Here is a 16554-nt window from a genome sequence, read left to right as displayed (position 1 = left end):
TGTCCTTGATTATCTTGGCGACGGTCCTGGCCATCGCATCGCGCGAGGCATCGTTATGGCCGGTGCACCTTGCCGCTCGCAATGACCGGACCGGTCACCTGTCCGCTCGGCGAGCCGCCGAAAGGCTCTAGGCTGACGGCAAGGGTTGCGCCATCGGCGACAATATTGCGCAGATCGGCGGGAATGACGAGTTCGCCGCTTTCGCCGGGCTGGAAGATGCCGAGCGATTTCGGCGCGCCGCTGCCCGGCACCAGCCAGAGTTCGAGCGATTTCTCCTCCGGCTTGCCGGCGGCAACCGGCACGATCTTCAGTCGGCCGCTCTGGATCTCATAGGAGGCGCGGAGATTGATCGCGTTGTTTTGGCCCGAAAGTTCGGCCACCAGCGGTGCCGGCCCCTGCGGCTGCGGCACAAGGCCGGAGGCGAAGATGACGGCACTGACGGCGACGACGATGCAGGCGAACGCCAATGAGCGCCAGAAGACCGCCGAATTCCACAGCCCCTGCGAAAAGGATGCGGGTTTTCCGGCCTCGCCGAACAGCCGGGACTCGATCTGCTTGAAGGTTTCCCGGCTCGGCGCGACGCCGTCATATTCGTCGTTGAAGGCGGAGAGGTTGGTTTCCCAACGGCTGACGATCGCCGCAAATATCCGATCGCGGCGCATGCGCTCTTCCACCACCCGGCGATCCTGCTGCGATAGGACGCCCAAGACATATTCACCGGCGAGGACCTCGTCGCGGGAGCGGTTTCCCTTGCTTTTGTCGGGCGATGTCATCGTTCCATGCACTCTCTCAGTTTCAAGAGGCTGCGCCTGAGCCAGGTCCGCATCGTGTTCAGCGGAACGCCGAACTGATCCGCCAGTTCCTGATAGCTCAGCCCTTCGACATAAGCCCGTTTCACGGCGACCGCACGATCAGCTTCCAACTCTTCCATGCAGGTGTCAATCCGCCTTCCTTCATCCTTCGTCACCGTCTATCTTTGCGGGTCGGGTTCGGAAGCGGCAAGATCGTAAACGCTCTCGAGTTCGTAGGTGACGGGCTTGCGCGCACGCCGCAGATCGATCGACCGGTTGCGGGCAATTGCGGCCAGCCACGCCGAGGACGATCCCGCGGCTGCCTGGAAGCTTCGAGCGCGTTGCCAGAGCTGATATAGACTTCCTGCAGGCATCCTCGGCCTTCGTGCGGTCCTTCAAGATGCGCAGGCAGATTGCGAAAAGTTTCGGTGCAGTCTGGTTGTGGAGGACAGCGAATGCCAGGCGATCGAGCGCGACGCGGCCGATCAGGTCCTTGATCTCATCGCCTTGCATGCGTTCCCCATATCGTGCCTCGCTCAGCCGGCGGGTCCAACTCCTTTGGCTCCGTGCCACATACGAAAAACTATTGCGGTCTGGATTATTCCCTCTGTCAGAAACTTGCGATAAAAGGCCCGCGATCAACTCCTGCGGGGTCCCCATGAACGAGTCCGAAAGCGAAATCCAGGCACGTCTTCTCGCCCAGGCGCTGCCTTTCATGCAGCGTTATGAAAACAAGACGATCGTGGTGAAGTACGGCGGCCATGCGATGGGCAATCCCGAGCTCGGCAAGGCCTTTGCCAGCGATATCGCGCTTCTGAAGCAGTCGGGCGTCAACCCGATCGTCGTCCACGGCGGCGGCCCGCAGATCGGCGCGATGCTGACCAAGATGGGCATCGAATCGAAATTCGAAGGCGGGCTTCGCGTCACCGACCAGAAGACGGTCGAGATCGTCGAGATGGTGCTCGCCGGCTCGATCAACAAGGAGATCGTCGCGCTGATCAATCAGACCGGCGAATGGGCGATCGGCCTTTGCGGCAAGGACGGCAACATGGTCTTCGCCGAAAAGGCGCGCAAGACCATCAAGGACCCGGATTCCAACATCGAGCGGGTGCTCGATCTCGGCTTCGTCGGTGAAGTGGTGGAGGTCGACCGCACGCTGCTCGATCTGCTCGCCCGCTCCGAGATGATACCGGTCATCGCGCCGGTGGCGCCGGGCCGCGACGGCGCGACCTACAATATCAACGCCGACACTTTCGCCGGCGCCATTGCCGGCGCGCTCAACGCCACCCGCCTGCTGTTTTTGACCGACGTTCCCGGTGTGCTCGACAAGAAGGGTCAGCTCATCAAGGAACTTTCAGTCGCCGAAGCGCATGCGCTGATCGCCGACGGCACGATCTCGGGCGGCATGATCCCGAAGGTCGAGACCTGCATCGATGCGATCAAGGCCGGCGTGCAGGGGGTCGTCATCCTGAACGGCAAGACCGCCCATTCCGTCCTGCTCGAGATCTTCACCGAGCACGGCATCGGAACGCTGATCGTGCCCTGATCAAGGACTCTGCGCCCTTCAGCGGAACGAGGGCGCATCTTCCTCACGCCGGCGCACCGCCTGCCCAACTCTACGCTCCTCCCGCGCTCCCTTATCCGGTGACCCGACGGCATAGGATTTGCCGGAGCAAGGTTGCGTAGCCTCTGCATCAGCCGCGTCAGAGGATAAGCGCAAAACCCCAAGAGAGCCTCACCCTGAGGCGCCCCGCAGGGGCCTCGAAGGGCGGGGCGGGTGCTCGGACGTTTGATGAATGAAAGGAGCGGCGTTGGCGCATGTCCTTCGAGGCTCCGGCCTTCGGCCTGCGCGCCTCAGAGTCTGTGAATCTTTTGGATTTCGTCGTTTTCAAGAGAGCTAAGTCATTGATTTAACGCGCATTGAAAAATTGGAAAATCGATAGATTCACAGGCTCTCAGGATGAGGGACGTTGGAGGATGCCGCGCCGAAGCAAAGAGGTGTTGAAGGATCGCATCCCATGCAATAACTGGCATTGAAGCGTGGCAAGGCAGAGCCAATGCGGGTGCGCCCTCAGCAGAGGATATGGATCATGCGCCTCAATCAGGTGACCGTTACGATGCCTGACCTCGATGCGGGCTGGCATTTCTACTGCGTCCTCGGTCTTCGCCCCGTTGTCGATGCGCGTCCCCGGTATGCGCGTTTCGTCTGCCCCGATGGGGACAGCACTTTTTCGCTTCACCAGGGCGAGAAAGGCGGCGGCGGGACGACGGTCTATTTCGAGTGCGAGGATCTGGACGAAACGGTCGCCAAGCTTAGCGCAGCCGGACTTCGCTTCGCAAGCGGGCCGGAGGACAAGAGCTGGCTGTGGCGTGAGGCGGAGCTGTTCGATCCCGGCGGCAACCGCGTCGTTCTCTATTTCGCCGGATCCAACCGCGTCGATCCGCCATGGCGGGTGGGATGAGCGGCCAATCTTCGCGCCGAGAGATCGCAAATCGTACAATGAAGCCTTGGCAAGATTTCGAATCGTGCTTTAGGTTGCGCCCCGAAAACCAAACGGCTCGAGCAAAAAGATGCGCCTTACAGACTGCTATAACTTCCACGATTTCCGGCGCATGGCCAAGCGGCGTCTTCCAGGGCCGATCTTCGACTATATCGACGGCGCCGCCGATGACGAGGTGACGTATCGGCGCAATACCGCGGCCTTCGACAATTGTGATCTGGTGCCCGATGTTCTCAAAGGGGTGGCCGATGTCGATATGTCGGTGACGGTCATGGGGCAGAAGCTCGCCATGCCGGTCTATTGCTCGCCGACGGCGTTGCAGCGGCTGTTTCACCACCAGGGGGAACGGGCGGTCGCGGCGGCAGCGGCGAAATACGGCACGATGTTCGGCGTCTCCTCACTCGGCACGATCAGCCTGGAGGAGGCCAGGCTGATCAGCGACGGACCTCAGGTCTACCAGTTCTATTTCCATAAGGACCGCGGGCTGAACCACGAAATGATGGCGCGGGCGAAAACGGCGGGCGTGCAGGCGATGATGCTGACGGTCGACAGCATCACCGGCGGCAACCGCGAGCGCGACAAGCGCACGGGTTTTTCCATTCCCTTCAAGCTCAATCTCGCCGGCATGATGCAGTTTGCGATCAAGCCCTCCTGGGCGATCGGCTGGCTGACGCATGAGGGTTTCCGGCTGCCGCAGCTCGAAAACCATGTCAAGATGGATGGCGGCGCGCTGTCGATCAGTCGCTATTTCACCGAAATGCTCGATCCCTCCATGTCGTGGAACGACGTGGCCGACATGGTACAGGCCTGGGGTGGGCAATTCTGCCTGAAGGGCATTATGTCGGTGGAGGACGCCAAGCGCGCGGTCGAGATCGGCTGCACCGGCATCGTGCTGTCCAACCATGGCGGCCGCCAGCTCGACGGCTCGCGCAGCGCCTTCGATCAGCTGGCCGAGATCGTCGATGCCGTCGGCGACCGGATCGACGTCATGATGGATGGCGGCGTTCAGCGGGGAACGCATGTTCTCAAAGCGCTGTCGCTGGGGGCCAAGGCCGTCGGGCTCGGCCGTTACTACCTCTTCCCGCTGGCAGCGGCCGGCCAGCCGGGCGTGGAGCGGGCGCTGGAGACGATGCGCACCGAGCTCGAGCGTGACATGAAGCTGATGGGCTGCACCTCGGTCGACCAGCTGACGCGGCGCAATCTGCGCTTCCGTTCCTGAGCGGCGCAGCATGTGATTACGGGCCGCAGCGTTTCATGCGGATGCGGCCCCCGCCGCAGCCCGCTCAGAGTAGGCTGTAGATCGCCGCGGCCTCCTGCTTCAGCTTTTCCATCATCGACCGGTATGGTCCCGGGCCGTAGCTGATGCGGCCGACGCCGAGCTTTGCCAATGTTTTCACGTCAGGCGCGCCCGTCCGCATCATGATGTTGACCGGCAGCGACGAGGCTGCGCAGATCTTTTCGATCAAGGCGGGATCGATCAGGCCCGGAACGAAGAAGCCGCTGCCGCCGGCCGCGGCGTAGGCCCTGCCCCGCTCGATCGCCTCATCCACCAGGCCGGTATGTTTGGAGAGGTCGCTCTCGGCCAGGAAGAGGTCGGTACGGGCATTGACGAAGAAAGGCATGTCTTTGCTGTCGGCCATGGCGCGAATGGCGCGGATGCGGGCCGCCTGGCTTTCGACCGGATAGAGCCCCTCGCCCGCAACCACCCGATCCTCGAAATTGATGCCGATGACGCCGACCTCCATCAGCTTGGCGACATTGGCGGCCGCACCCTGAGGGTCTGCCGAATAAGCCCCTTCGAAATCGACCGAAAGCGGCAGGTCGACGGCATCGGTGATGGATTTCGCCGTCTCTACAAGCACCGACATCGGCAGTTTCTCGCCGTCGGCAAAGCCATGAGCTGCGGCAACCGACCAGCTTCCGGTGGCAAGCGCCTTGGCGCCGGCATCGGCGACGGCCTTCGCCGTCCCAGCATCCCAGATATTGTAGAGGACGATCGGGTCGCCCTTCTTGTGAAGCGCGCCGAATGCCTTGGCCTTTTCAGTCCGGTTCATGCTGTCTCCTCCATCCTTGTCTCCATGCTGATCTTCTCTTCGTGGCGCAGCAGCCATTGCTTGCGCCAGAGGCCGCCGCCGTAGCCGGTCAGCGAGCCGTCCGCACCGAGGATACGATGACAGGGCACGATGATGGCAAGCTGGTTGGCGCCATTGGCGCGGCCGACTGCCCGTACGACCTCCGGCCTTTCCATCTCCCTGGCGAGATCGCCATAGGCGCGCGTCTGCCCGACCGGGATCTCCATCAGCTTTGCCCAGACATGCTTTTCGAAGGGCGTGCCGCCAAGCGCCAGAGGCGTCCTGAAGACGGTCAACCGGCCTTCGAAATAATCGCGGATCTCCCCCTCGATCTGATCTATCGCGGGGGTGCGGCCGATTGCGAGGGAGGAGCGAACGCGCTTCTGCAGCGCTTCGAGTTCGCTCAGTAGCGCCTTGCGATCGTGAAATTCGAGAAGATGCAGACGCGTCTTGTCGGCGACCGCGATCATCGGCCCGAGCGGCGTATCGAACCAGTCGGCAAAAAGCAGTTCGCGATTCTGCGAGAGTGCCGGCGCCTTGCCGACGAGCCGCTGGAACGCCGCCCGGAAACCGCTCGGAGATTCGTACCCCGCGTCGATCTGGGCATCGATGACACGCGCCCCATCCGCCAGCTGCCGGGCCGCTTCGCCGAGCCTGATATAACGGACGATGTCATGGAAGGTCATGCCGAGCGCCCGCTTGAAGGCGCGCCGCACGGTCGAGGGATCATGGCCGCGGCGCACGAGCTCCTCCTCGCTCCAGCGAACCTCCGGCTCGTCGTCGAGTGCGGCAAGCAACAGATCGACGACCGGCTCCCTGCCCGGTTGCTCCAACGGCCTGCAGCGCCGGCAGGGGCGGAAGCCGGAATGCATGCAGGCGGCGATTGTCTCGAAGAACAGCGTATTTTCCCGCTTCGGCTTGCGCGCCGGACAGGTCAGACGGCAGAAGATGCCTGTCGTCTTGACGCAGACATAGGCCTGGCCCTCATACTCGGCGCTGCGCGCGATCAGGGCATCATAGAGCGTGTCATCGTCGGGGCGTTCGAAAAGCATGACCGCTTTCTAACATCCCTGGCCTGCCGCGTCCGCCGAAAATCGGGCGTCTATTTTTTCTCTGTCGATTTCCTTGGGCGACCAGCCGTGCCATAAGGGCGGCCATGACCAAGATCGACCGTACGCCTGAAAAAGCCGATTTCGAACACGTGACAGATTGGGTGTTCGATCTCGACAACACGCTCTATCCCCATCACATCAATCTCTTCGCGCAGATCGACAAGAACATGACCGCCTATGTCGCGGCGCTGTTGCAGATGGAGCGGGAAGAAGCGCGCAAGCTGCAGAAGCAGTATTATCTCGACCACGGCACGACGCTGCAGGGCCTGATGATCCATCACGGCATCGATCCGAACGACTTCCTCGAAAAGGCGCATGCGATCGACTATTCGGCGCTGACGCCGCAGCCGGAACTCGGCGAAGCGATCAAGGCGCTGCCGGGGCGCAAGTTCATCTTTACCAACGGCAGCGTCAAACATGCAGAGATGACCGCCGGAGCGCTCGGTATCCTCGAGCATTTCGACGATATTTTCGACATCGTCGCCGCCGAGTACGTGCCGAAGCCGGCGCAGGCGACCTATGACAAGTTTGCGGCGCTGAAGCGGGTCGAAACGAACAAGGCGGCGATGTTCGAGGATCTGCCGCGCAATCTGACGGTACCGAAGGCGCTCGGCATGCAAACCGTGCTGCTTGTGCCGCGCAACCTGGAAGAAACGGTTGTCGAATGGTGGGAAAAGACCAGCGGCGACGAGGATCACATCGATTTCGTCACCGACGACCTCGTCGCGTTTCTCGGCAAGGTGACCAGATCCGGCGGCTGACCGCCAGGTTACGAAAGTTTCACACAGCTTACCGATGTTTAACTGGGTCTTTCAGGCCCGCTGCCATAGCTTCTTTCGTGAGGGGACACCTTACGAAAGGGAAACACGATGTACCGCAACAAGCTGATACTGGCAGCGCTCTCCTCCGTCCTAATCTTCGGCGCTGCAACCGGCGCAAGCTTTGCCGCGCCGGGCGACGGGCCGCGCCCGCATCATACCGGCATGGACCGCCCGGGCCGCGACGCCTTCCTCGAAATCACCTATGTCCGCATGCTCAAGCAGTTCGACGCGAACAAGGATGGAAAGGTCTCCAAGGAGGAGGCGACGAGCGGCCTCGACAAGATTTTCGCGGCGATCGACACCAACAATGACGGGTCGCTGACGCCCGGCGAAATCCGGCAGTACCGGCAGACGCAGCTGCAGGCGATGAGAGATCAGCACAAACAGGACGCCGGCGACGAGAAGGACGCGAATGCCGCGCCCGACATGCCGGACAGCGAATCCGGGCAGCGGCCGCGCGACGGCCATGACGGTCATCGCTGGATGCGCCATGGCGGCAATATCATGCGCGCTTCGATGATCATGCATCGGATCGACACCGACGAGAACGGGCAGATTTCCAAACAGGAGGCCGTGGCCGCCTTCGACAAGCTGTTCACGCGCATGGACCGCAACAAGGATGGCGTCATCTCGATCGACGACATGCCGGATCGGCCGCTGCTGTAAGCGCGGACGAACCGTTGCCCCTGCTCTTTCCCCATCCGACGGGGAAAGAGCATATCTCAGAGACTCTGGCCCGGTTCGCGGTGTTCGTAGAACTCCTGGACGATCTTCCACGCGGCGTCAGCCGTGTCGACGAAGCTTATCAGCTTGACGTCATCCGGCGCGATCGTGCCGAATTCCGCCAGGGCGTCGAAATTGATGATGCGGCGCCAGAAGGCCTCGCCGAAAAGGATCAGCGGCAGACGCTCCATGCGGCCGGTCTGGATCAGCGTCAGACATTCGAAGAATTCATCGAGCGTTCCGAAACCGCCGGGGAAGACCGCGATCGCCTTGGCGCGCACCATGAAATGCATCTTGCGAATGGCGAAATAGTGAAAATTGAAGCTGAGTTCGGGCGTGACATAGACGTTCGGAGCCTGCTCGTGCGGCAGCACGATGTTGAGACCGATCGACGGCGCGCCTTCGTCGGCCGCACCGCGATTGCCGGCCTCCATGACGCCGGGGCCGCCGCCGGTCACGATGACATATTCCTGAAAGTCGAAGCCCGCCGAATATTTCGAGCAGAGACGGGCAAATTTGCGCGCCTCGTCATAATAGACGGAGGCCGCCTCCAGATTGGCGCGCTGGATCTCGTTGCGCGCCGCCCAGGCACTCTGGCCGGGAGCGGGAATGCGGGCGCCGCCGAACATGACGACGGTCGACCGGATGCCGCGCTCGGTCAGCATCATCTCCGTCTTCAGCAGTTCCAGTTGCAGGCGGATCGGCCGCAACTCCTCACGGCAGAGGAAATCCTCGTCGACATAGGCTAGGCGATAGGCCGGCGACAGCGTCTGCGGCGTCTTCGGCACGGCCTCGGCGCGCTGCCTGTCGGTCGAGCTGCTCTTCAACGGGTCCCATACGCCGTCCTTGCGCCTAGAACCGCCGTTTCGTCCCTTCGCCATGTCGAAATGCCTTTCAGTATTGCCGGCCGTGAAACCGGATATGTCGCTATAACGCCTTGAATCCAGGTATGATCTTGTTCGAAAAATCATTCCGTTCTACGCGTGCATGCTGTAGAGCAGGACAAACCCACGCCGATCGCATGTCCGGAGACTCCGCCGTCTCCACGATAAACATCGAAGTTTAAGGAATTCTCATGAGCGCCACCGACCTCGCATCCCTGGAAAAGACCATCGAAGCGGCCTTCGACAATCGCGATAATGTGAACGTCTCGACGAAGGGCGAGGTCCGCGATGCGGTCGAAGCGGCGCTCGATCTGCTCGATTCCGGCAAGGCCCGCGTGGCGACCCGCGGCGCCGATGGCGCCTGGACGGTCAATCAGTGGCTGAAGAAGGCGGTGCTCTTGTCCTTCCGCCTCAACGACATGGAAGTGGTCAAGGGCGGCTCGGGCAATTCCGTCTGGTGGGACAAGGTCCCCTCGAAGTTCGAGAACTGGGGCGAAACCCAGTTCCGCGCCGCGGGCTTCCGCGCCGTTCCGAACTGCGTCGTGCGCCGCTCGGCTTATATCGCCCCGAATGCGATCCTGATGCCCTCCTTCGTCAATCTCGGCGCCTATGTCGGCGAAGGCACGATGGTCGACACCTGGGCGACGGTCGGCTCCTGCGCGCAGATCGGCAAACATGTGCATCTGTCCGGCGGCGTCGGCATCGGCGGCGTGCTCGAACCGATGCAGGCCGGCCCGACCATCATCGAAGACAATTGCTTCATCGGCGCCCGTTCCGAAGTGGTCGAAGGCTGCATCATCCGCGAAGGCTCGGTGCTCGGCATGGGCGTCTATATCGGCAAGTCGACCAAAATTGTCGACCGCGCCACCGGCGAGGTGATGTACGGCGAAGTGCCGCCCTATTCCGTCGTCGTCGCCGGCTCGATGGCCTCGGCCAACGCGACGATGGCAAACGGCCAGCCGGCGCCGCATCTCTACTGCGCCGTCATCGTCAAGCGCGTCGACGAACAGACCCGCTCCAAGACTGGTATCAACGAGCTGCTTCGCGATTGATGACATCGGGAGATTGATCCGGTAAACAGACGGCGTCTTTTTGCGCGAGGCGGCCCCGCCTTGCCATGTCTTTGCCATTGCCGCTGGATAATTCGACCGCCATGACCGTTACCGATCCCGTCGCCAATCTGCAGACGCTGATTCGCTGCCCCTCCGTCACACCAGCCGAAGGCGGCGCGCTGACGGCCCTCGCGGCGATGCTTGCGCCGCTTGGCTTCAAAGTCGACAAAGTGAGAGCGAGCGAAGAGGGAACGCCCGATATCGAGAACCTTTATGCCCGCCTCGGCAGCAACGGCCCGCACTTGATGTTTGCCGGCCATACCGATGTCGTGCCGGTTGGCGATGAAGCCGCCTGGACGCACCCGCCTTTTGCCGCGGAGATATCAAAGGGCGAACTCTTCGGCCGCGGCGCCGTCGACATGAAGGGCGGCATCGCCTGTTTCGTCGCCGCCGTTGCCCGCCACATCGAAAAGAACGGGCCGCCTGCCGGCTCACTCTCTTTCCTGATTACCGGCGACGAAGAGGGCCCGGCGATCAACGGCACGATCAAACTGCTGCAATGGGCGGCGGAGCGCGGCGAACGCTGGGACGCCTGCCTTGTCGGAGAACCGACCAATCCGGACCGGCTCGGTGACATGATCAAGATCGGCCGGCGCGGCTCGCTATCGGGCAGGATCATCGTACATGGCGTTCAGGGCCATGCCGCTTACCCGCACCTCGCCGACAATGCGGTGCGCGGTATACTGCAGCTGACGCAGGCGCTGATGGATCCGCCTTTCGATGGCGGCACCGACGATTTCCAGCCGTCGAACCTCGAAGTGACGACGGTCGATGTCGGCAATCCTGCGACGAACGTCATTCCGGCAAAGGCATCGGCAAGCTTCAATATCCGCTTCAACGACAGCTGGACCGTCGAGACGCTGCGCGCCGAAATCCTGCGCCGGCTCGAAGCCGCCGCCGGCCATGGCCAGCTGCGTCCGGGCCGCGAGCCAGTCAAATACGATATCGTCTGGGCGGACCGGCCGAGCCATGTCTTCCTGACCCGCAACAACGCCCTGATTGCTTCGCTGTCGTCTGCCGTCGAAAGCGTCGTCGGCCGGTCACCGGCGCTTTCTACCACCGGCGGCACGTCGGATGCGCGCTTCATCAAGGATTATTGCCCGGTCGTCGAGTTCGGCCTGGTCGGCCAGACGATGCACATGGTCGACGAGCGCGTCACTGTTGCCGATCTGGAGACGCTGACGGCGATCTACGAGACCTTCATCGACCGCTGGTTCGCCCATGCCGGGTCTTAGAGAAGTTCAGTACTACCTGGCCGGCCTCTGGCTGCTGATCCGGATGGATCCGCGCGGCTTCCGCTTCCTCGATCTGTCGGAGCGCGGCGTCAACCGGTCGTTCTGGGCGATGGCCTGGTGCCTGCCGCCGATGGGTATTTCCTGGCTCTGGTGGCGACAGGCCTTCCTGCGGTCGATGCCGCCGGAGGCCGATGTCGATCTTGCCTTCTACATCAGGCTCGGCCTTGTCGAGGTCGCCAACTGGTTCGTGCCGCTGGTCTTTGCCGGGCTGCTGCTGCTTGCCTTCCGCATGGGCGAGCGCTTCGCCCCCGTCGTCGTCAGCGTCAACTGGCTCGGCGTGCCGCTCTCCTATATCAACGGTCTGCTGCTGGCGCTGGTGTTCTTCCTGCCCGGCACGGTCGGCCTCGTCTCGCTGCTGCTGCTCGCCTTCATGCTGGCGCAGGTCTTCGCTTTGGCGCGCATTCTCAGAATGATCTGCCACGATCACGCGCTGATGGTCGGGGCGCTGACGCTGGTGCTGCTGGTGCCATCGATGATCCTTTCGGAATATCTGCAGCACTTTCTCGGCATCTACCCCGCCTGACCAGCCTCGGCGGCGGCGGCTTTACGACGGATCGTCGTTTTCGTCGCTCGGCCTTCGCCGGTCGGTGATCACCTCGGGATAATCCACCTGCATGAAATAGAGGCCTTCCGGCGGCGCCACCGGGCCGCAAGCCTTGCGATCCTGCGCCTCCAGCGCGGCCTGGACATCTTCAGGCGTCCATTTGCCTTCACCGGCGAGCTTCAGCGTGCCGGCGAAGGAACGGATCTGGTTGTGGAGGAAGCTCTGCGCCGTGGCGCGGATCTCGATCAATTCGCCATTTCGCGTCACGTCAAGCCGGTCGAGCGTGCGCACCGGGCTGTTCGCCTGACAATGGGCGGAGCGAAAGGTGGAGAAATCGTGCCGGCCGACCAGCCGCTGAGCGGCGGCGTGCATGACCTCGTGATCGAGCGTCTTCGGCACCCACCAGGCCTTGCCGGCCTCGAGCGCCAGCGGCGCCCGGCGGCTGACGATGCGGTAGAGATAATGGCGCCGCAGCGCCGAAAAGCGGGCATCGAAGAAGTCGGGAACGGCCTCGACGTCGAGAATAGAGACACGCTCGCCGGCAAGCCGCAGATGCGCGTTCAAGGCATTTTGCAGCTTGTAGGGCGACCAACTCTTGGAAAGATCGGCATGGATCACCTGTCCCATGGCGTGGACGCCGGAATCGGTGCGGCCGGCGCCGCGGATCGACACGGTCTCGCCGGTCAGCGACAATACCGCCGCCTCGATCGCGCCCTGCACCGAGGGTCCGTTCTCCTGCCGCTGCCAGCCGACATAGGGGCCGCCGTCATATTCGACAGTCATGCGGAAACGCGGCATCAGGAAAGCCTCGTGCCGGCACCGAGCGGCGTGCCTCGGAGGAAATCCGCCGCGGCCAGCGGCTTGCCGCCGGACTTCTGCAGCCGTGTCAACCGCACGGCGCCGGAAGCGCAGGCGACGACGAGATCGTCGGTCAGCAGCTCTCCGGCAGCGCCCTGCCCGTCGGACAGTTCGGATCCCAGCACTTTGACCCGCTCCGGCCTGCCGCCGATCTCTAGCTCGAACCAGGCGCCGGGAAACGGCGCCAGGCCGCGGATATGGTTGTGCACATCACGGGCGTTTCTTGCAAAATCGATGCGCGTCTCAGCCTTGTCGATCTTGGCGGCGTACAGCACGCCCTCCTCCCGCTGCGGCGTCAGCGGCAGGTCGTTCATCTCAAGCTTCACCATGGCTTCCGCCATCGCCTTGGCGCCGACCTGCATCAGCCGGTCGTGCAATTCGCCCGCCGTCATGTTCGGGCCGATCTCGACTTCGCGGGTCAGCGCGACCGCGCCGGTGTCGAGCCCCTTGTCCATCTTCATCACCATCATGCCGGTCTTGTCGTCGCCGGCCATGATCGCCCGCTGGATCGGCGCAGCACCGCGCCAGCGCGGCAGCAGCGAAGCATGACCGTTGTAACAGCCCTCGCGGGTGCCGTTCAAAACGGCCTCCGGCAACAGCAGTCCGTAGGCGACGACGACGCCGACATCGGCCTTGAAGGCGGCAAACCGCTCGCGCTCCTCGGCATCTTTGAAATTGACCGGCGTGAAGACGGGAAGACCGAGCAGTTCGGCCGCCTGATGCACCGGCGATTTCTGCAGATCGAGCCCGCGGCGTCCACCCGGCCGCGGCGGCTGTGTGTAGACGGCGACGATTTTGTGGCCGGCGTCGACGAGCAAGCGCAAGGTCGGAACCGAGAACTCAGGCGTTCCCATAAAGATGATGCGAAGAGACATTTTATCTCGCCAGTTGAGGATCAGCCGTCTTCAAACGGGTTTATGAGCTTGAGATCAAGCCCCTCGAAATCTCTGGTGTTGCGGGTGGCAAGCGTCGCACCGTTTACAAGGCAAATGGCGGCAATCATGGCATCCTGAACCGAAATTGGCCGTCCCACGCTTTCGCGTCTTGCGCGCAGACGGCCCGTTGCCATTGCCGCTTCCAAATCCCAACCGACGATACGGTCACGAAATTGGCCCTTCACCAAATTCTCTATGGCACGGAAGAAGCGGTCCGATCCTGTCTTCAACAGAACCCTTTCAGCGCTATAAATCTGCTCCATCAACCCGACGGCGCAAAGCCAGATCCGCGAACCATCCTGCCGCTGCAACCAGGTCTTCACTTTTTCATCTGGCAGTAACTTTGCGAATTCCGATACTACATTCGTATCCAGAACGATCATTCGATATCCTCGAACGGCCGACCGAAATCCTTTTTCCGCGCGGCCTCGACTTCTTTCATGACTGCGACAATTTCGTCGTCCACCGCGTTTTCGCTTACGAACGCGGCGCGTATCGCTTCATATGCCGACATAGGCTCAGGCTTGGCCTCGGCTTTTCTTTGAAGCGCTTCCCGCAAAAGCTCCTCGGCCTCATCAGAAAGGCTGTTCCCACTCCGTTGGGCCGCTTCCGCGATGTCTCGCTTCATTGCGTCGGAAATATTTCGGATCGGAAGGTCGCCCACTCAAAGCCTCCCTTATGATATCAATGATATCATAATGCCGTTGAAGCCCATTTCAATCGTCGTCAGAGGGCCTTGGACTTTGCCGCCTTGGTGAACTTCTTGATCACCATCTCCCGCTTCAGCCGCGAGATATGGTCGATGAAGAGCACGCCGTTCAAGTGATCGATCTCGTGCTGCAGGCAGGTGGCAAGCAGCCCGTCGGCTTCCACCATCTGTTCCCTGCCGTCGCGGTCGAGGTATTTGACCGAGACGACAGCCGGGCGCTCGACCTCGGCATAATAGTCCGGAATCGACAAGCAGCCTTCCTCATAGACCGAGCGCTCGTCGGACGATTTGACGATCTCCGGATTGATGAAGACCTGCGGCTGCTTTTCCTCGCCCTCGCGGGAGACGTCAATGACCAGCATGCGGCGCGGCACGCCGATCTGGATTGCGGCGAGGCCGATGCCCGGCGCGTCGTACATGGTTTCCAGCATGTCGTCGGCAAGGCGCTGCAGGTCGGAATCCACACGCTCGATCGGCTTGGAGAGCTGACGGAGAACAGGGTCGGGAAGAATGATGAGTGGCTTGATGGTCATGGGCGTTCCCATAACCCATCTTTTCCCGCTATGGAATTATCCGCCGGGCGGGGAAGACGCTTTTTTGCATCCCCGCCCGGAATTTCGCCATATTTGAGTCAGGCCGCCCGGCGGGCAGCGGCGACGGCGTGGCCTTCCGGCCGAGCACGGAAGCGGCGCAGCAGCTCGATCAGCTGGTCCACCTCGTCCATGAGGCGACGGGTTTCCGCCGACGTGCGCTCGACCATGCCGGAATTCTGCTGGGTGATCTCGCCCATGCTGCGGATCGCCACGCTGACCTCGTTGACGCCGGTCGCCTGATCGCGGGCGGCGGCGGCGATATCGGCGACGAAGCGGTTGATGATGTCGATGCGGCTGATCATATCGTTCAGCGCCTCGCCGGTGCTTGAGACGATGCCGACACCCTCGTTGACCTGAGTCGAACTCTGCGAGATCAGGTTCTTGATCTCCTTGGCAGCATCGGCCGTGCGCTGGGCGAGCTGGCGGACTTCCTGGGCGACGACGGCAAAACCCTTGCCGGCATCGCCGGCACGGGCCGCCTCGACGCCGGCGTTCAGCGCCAGAAGATTGGTCTGGAAGGCGATCTCGTCGATGACGCCGATAATTTTGGAAATCTCCGTCGAGGATTTCTCGATGCCGGCCATCGCCGAGACGGCGCTGGTAACGAGTTCGCCCGAATTCTTCGCCTTCTGCTGCGTCTCGCGTACGGCGTCGGAAGCCTTCTCGGCATTGGCGGCGGTCTGGCCGACGCTGACGGAAAGCTGCTGCAGGGCAGCCGAGCTCTCCTCGACGCCGGCCGCCTGCTGGGCAGTGCGCAATGCGAGATCGTTGGTCGCATTGGAGATGACGTCGGCGCCATTCATGATATGGCCCGACGTGTCGCGCACCGATGTGAAGGACTGGCGCAACGCCTTGACGGCACGGTTGTAATGCTCGGCCATCTGCCGAAAATTGCCGGGCAGGTCGGATGGCAGAGTGGCCTCGAGATCGCCGCTCGACAGCGCCTCCAGACCGCGGCGCAGTTGCTCCAGCGCCATCGCCTGATCGGCCTCGGCCTGGGCACGCTGCTCTTCCAGAGCCTGGCGCTTGGCTTCAAGCGTCTCGAGGTAGACCGAGATCGAATAATCCATGTCGAGCATGCCGGCCTTGATGACCGCCGACAGCTTCTCGGCGAGCAATTTGCCCTGCTGGCGCGCAAAGACCGACGGCCACTGCTTCTCCATGATGCCCTTGACGAGCTCGGACAGAACCAGGGCATAGCCGCCGACATACCAGCGCGGCTCCAGCCCGATGCGGGCGTGCGTGCGCCCGACCGCGGTCACGCCGTCGACATAGGTATCGTCGAAGGCGCCGCCTGCAAGCTTGCCCCAATGATCCTGCTGCCGCTTCTTGGCATGAGCGACATCGTTCTTGTCGGCGAAAAAGCCTGAGACGGCGGGGGTCTTGGCGATCTTGGCATAGAACTTGTCGAGGGCACCGCCGATTAGCTCTGATATGACGGGGCTGAGATCCCGTATCGACCGGCGCGCCGCCTCGTCCAGTTCGATGAAATCGAGGCGCTGCCTGAGTGCACTGTCGGTCTGCTGGGATGTCATGGAAATCTCTGTACTTGGCGCAACGGCGCTGGAGGGAATTCTGCGGCACAGATTTTGGCGAATATGGTT

At 62.3% G+C, this 16554-nt stretch carries 18 protein-coding genes and 1 pseudogene; 8 read left to right on the top strand and 11 right to left on the bottom strand.

Going from position 1 to position 16554, the window contains the following annotated elements; all coding sequences use genetic code 11:
• Nucleotides 1–53: 53 nt before the first annotated feature.
• Nucleotides 54–773, bottom strand: a complete 720-nt coding sequence (locus tag NMA58_RS00370) for an anti-sigma factor (RefSeq protein WP_434711941.1) — start codon at nt 771–773, stop codon at nt 54–56.
• Nucleotides 770–1304 (bottom strand): annotated as a pseudogene (locus NMA58_RS00365) (sigma-70 family RNA polymerase sigma factor). Before NMA58_RS00365 ends, NMA58_RS00370 begins: the two are co-directional and overlap by 4 nt.
• Nucleotides 1305–1449: 145 nt before the next feature.
• Here NMA58_RS00365 and argB point away from each other — a divergent pair.
• The 3 genes from argB to NMA58_RS00350 all read left to right on the top strand — a co-directional run bounded on the left by argB (nt 1450) and on the right by NMA58_RS00350 (nt 4511).
• Nucleotides 1450–2337, top strand: a complete 888-nt coding sequence (gene argB, locus NMA58_RS00360; RefSeq protein ID WP_011423809.1) for an acetylglutamate kinase — start codon at nt 1450–1452, stop codon at nt 2335–2337.
• A 544-nt stretch (nt 2338–2881) separates the two neighbouring features.
• Nucleotides 2882–3253 carry a VOC family protein gene (locus tag NMA58_RS00355; protein ID WP_285191869.1) on the top strand — a complete coding sequence of 124 codons (372 nt, stop codon included), beginning with the start codon at nt 2882–2884 and terminating at the stop codon, nt 3251–3253.
• A 109-nt stretch (nt 3254–3362) separates the two neighbouring features.
• Nucleotides 3363–4511, top strand: a complete 1149-nt coding sequence (locus NMA58_RS00350; protein ID WP_221127696.1) for an alpha-hydroxy acid oxidase — start codon at nt 3363–3365, stop codon at nt 4509–4511.
• Between the two features lie 64 nt (nt 4512–4575).
• Here NMA58_RS00350 and NMA58_RS00345 read toward each other — a convergent pair whose 3' ends face one another.
• The gene (locus tag NMA58_RS00345; RefSeq protein WP_183700480.1) at nt 4576–5346 is read right to left on the bottom strand and encodes an isocitrate lyase/PEP mutase family protein; all 771 of its coding nucleotides are present in this window, start codon (nt 5344–5346) and stop codon (nt 4576–4578) included.
• Complete coding sequence (locus NMA58_RS00340; protein WP_183700482.1) at nt 5343–6416, bottom strand: bifunctional transcriptional activator/DNA repair enzyme AdaA; 1074 nt, start codon at nt 6414–6416, stop codon at nt 5343–5345. Before NMA58_RS00340 ends, NMA58_RS00345 begins: the two co-directional genes overlap by 4 nt.
• A gap of 104 nt (nt 6417–6520) precedes the next feature.
• Between NMA58_RS00340 and NMA58_RS00335 the strand changes: the two genes are divergently transcribed.
• Entirely contained in the window at nt 6521–7237 is a 717-nt protein-coding gene (locus NMA58_RS00335) for a pyrimidine 5'-nucleotidase (protein ID WP_085776758.1), read from the top strand.
• 108 nt (nt 7238–7345) lie between these two features.
• Nucleotides 7346–7963: a calcium-binding protein gene (locus NMA58_RS00330; RefSeq protein ID WP_221127693.1), complete on the top strand. Its 618-nt coding sequence runs from the start codon at nt 7346–7348 to the stop codon at nt 7961–7963.
• 56 nt (nt 7964–8019) lie between these two features.
• Here the strand turns inward: NMA58_RS00330 and NMA58_RS00325 are convergent, their stop codons facing one another.
• Nucleotides 8020–8901 carry an LOG family protein gene (locus tag NMA58_RS00325; protein ID WP_221127692.1) on the bottom strand — a complete coding sequence of 294 codons (882 nt, stop codon included), beginning with the start codon at nt 8899–8901 and terminating at the stop codon, nt 8020–8022.
• A gap of 194 nt (nt 8902–9095) precedes the next feature.
• Here NMA58_RS00325 and dapD point away from each other — a divergent pair, with 194 nt between their 5' ends.
• From dapD to NMA58_RS00310, 3 genes are all read left to right on the top strand, one after another.
• Nucleotides 9096–9956, top strand: coding sequence for a 2,3,4,5-tetrahydropyridine-2,6-dicarboxylate N-succinyltransferase (dapD, locus tag NMA58_RS00320; RefSeq protein WP_097599424.1), 861 nt, complete (start codon nt 9096–9098; stop codon nt 9954–9956).
• Nucleotides 9957–10057: 101 nt separating this feature from the next.
• Nucleotides 10058–11251 carry a succinyl-diaminopimelate desuccinylase gene (gene dapE / locus NMA58_RS00315; RefSeq protein ID WP_434713469.1) on the top strand — a complete coding sequence of 398 codons (1194 nt, stop codon included), beginning with the start codon at nt 10058–10060 and terminating at the stop codon, nt 11249–11251.
• Entirely contained in the window at nt 11238–11834 is a 597-nt protein-coding gene (locus tag NMA58_RS00310) for a hypothetical protein (protein ID WP_085776754.1), read from the top strand. The genes dapE and NMA58_RS00310 overlap by 14 nt, the downstream gene beginning before the upstream one ends.
• Before the next feature lie 21 nt (nt 11835–11855).
• Here the strand turns inward: NMA58_RS00310 and truA are convergent, their stop codons facing one another.
• From truA to NMA58_RS00280, 6 genes are all read right to left on the bottom strand, one after another.
• Entirely contained in the window at nt 11856–12653 is a 798-nt protein-coding gene (gene truA, locus NMA58_RS00305) for a tRNA pseudouridine(38-40) synthase TruA (protein ID WP_183700488.1), read from the bottom strand.
• The gene (gene fmt / locus NMA58_RS00300) at nt 12653–13588 is read right to left on the bottom strand and encodes a methionyl-tRNA formyltransferase (protein WP_434711940.1); all 936 of its coding nucleotides are present in this window, start codon (nt 13586–13588) and stop codon (nt 12653–12655) included. The genes truA and fmt overlap by 1 nt, the downstream gene beginning before the upstream one ends.
• 20 nt (nt 13589–13608) lie before the next feature.
• Complete coding sequence (locus NMA58_RS00295) at nt 13609–14031, bottom strand: type II toxin-antitoxin system VapC family toxin (RefSeq protein ID WP_183700490.1); 423 nt, start codon at nt 14029–14031, stop codon at nt 13609–13611.
• Nucleotides 14028–14312, bottom strand: a complete 285-nt coding sequence (locus NMA58_RS00290; RefSeq protein WP_434711939.1) for a plasmid stabilization protein — start codon at nt 14310–14312, stop codon at nt 14028–14030. Before NMA58_RS00290 ends, NMA58_RS00295 begins: the two co-directional genes overlap by 4 nt.
• Before the next feature lie 62 nt (nt 14313–14374).
• Nucleotides 14375–14890, bottom strand: a complete 516-nt coding sequence (def, locus tag NMA58_RS00285; RefSeq protein WP_430958244.1) for a peptide deformylase — start codon at nt 14888–14890, stop codon at nt 14375–14377.
• A 98-nt stretch (nt 14891–14988) separates the two neighbouring features.
• Complete coding sequence (locus tag NMA58_RS00280) at nt 14989–16485, bottom strand: methyl-accepting chemotaxis protein (protein ID WP_434711938.1); 1497 nt, start codon at nt 16483–16485, stop codon at nt 14989–14991.
• Between the last annotated feature and the right edge of the window lie 69 nt (nt 16486–16554).

The sequence above is a fragment of the Rhizobium sp. YTUHZ045 genome (assembly GCF_051124255.1).
GTDB lineage: Bacteria > Pseudomonadota > Alphaproteobacteria > Rhizobiales > Rhizobiaceae > Rhizobium.
Note: the sequence above shows the minus strand (reverse complement) of the source record. Positions and strands in the feature narration are given on the sequence as shown.

Coding starts and splice junctions, on each gene's coding strand:
- NMA58_RS00370 (WP_434711941.1), bottom strand. CDS start 773: ATGACATCGCCCGACAAAAGCAAGGGAAACCGCTCCCGCGACGAGGTC.
- argB (WP_011423809.1), top strand. CDS start 1,450: ATGAACGAGTCCGAAAGCGAAATCCAGGCACGTCTTCTCGCCCAGGCG.
- NMA58_RS00355 (WP_285191869.1), top strand. CDS start 2,882: ATGCGCCTCAATCAGGTGACCGTTACGATGCCTGACCTCGATGCGGGC.
- NMA58_RS00350 (WP_221127696.1), top strand. CDS start 3,363: ATGCGCCTTACAGACTGCTATAACTTCCACGATTTCCGGCGCATGGCC.
- NMA58_RS00345 (WP_183700480.1), bottom strand. CDS start 5,346: ATGAACCGGACTGAAAAGGCCAAGGCATTCGGCGCGCTTCACAAGAAG.
- NMA58_RS00340 (WP_183700482.1), bottom strand. CDS start 6,416: ATGCTTTTCGAACGCCCCGACGATGACACGCTCTATGATGCCCTGATC.
- NMA58_RS00335 (WP_085776758.1), top strand. CDS start 6,521: ATGACCAAGATCGACCGTACGCCTGAAAAAGCCGATTTCGAACACGTG.
- NMA58_RS00330 (WP_221127693.1), top strand. CDS start 7,346: ATGTACCGCAACAAGCTGATACTGGCAGCGCTCTCCTCCGTCCTAATC.
- NMA58_RS00325 (WP_221127692.1), bottom strand. CDS start 8,901: ATGGCGAAGGGACGAAACGGCGGTTCTAGGCGCAAGGACGGCGTATGG.
- dapD (WP_097599424.1), top strand. CDS start 9,096: ATGAGCGCCACCGACCTCGCATCCCTGGAAAAGACCATCGAAGCGGCC.
- dapE (WP_434713469.1), top strand. CDS start 10,058: ATGACCGTTACCGATCCCGTCGCCAATCTGCAGACGCTGATTCGCTGC.
- NMA58_RS00310 (WP_085776754.1), top strand. CDS start 11,238: ATGCCGGGTCTTAGAGAAGTTCAGTACTACCTGGCCGGCCTCTGGCTG.
- truA (WP_183700488.1), bottom strand. CDS start 12,653: ATGCCGCGTTTCCGCATGACTGTCGAATATGACGGCGGCCCCTATGTC.
- fmt (WP_434711940.1), bottom strand. CDS start 13,588: ATGTCTCTTCGCATCATCTTTATGGGAACGCCTGAGTTCTCGGTTCCG.
- NMA58_RS00295 (WP_183700490.1), bottom strand. CDS start 14,031: ATGATCGTTCTGGATACGAATGTAGTATCGGAATTCGCAAAGTTACTG.
- def (WP_430958244.1), bottom strand. CDS start 14,890: ATGACCATCAAGCCACTCATCATTCTTCCCGACCCTGTTCTCCGTCAG.
- NMA58_RS00280 (WP_434711938.1), bottom strand. CDS start 16,485: ATGACATCCCAGCAGACCGACAGTGCACTCAGGCAGCGCCTCGATTTC.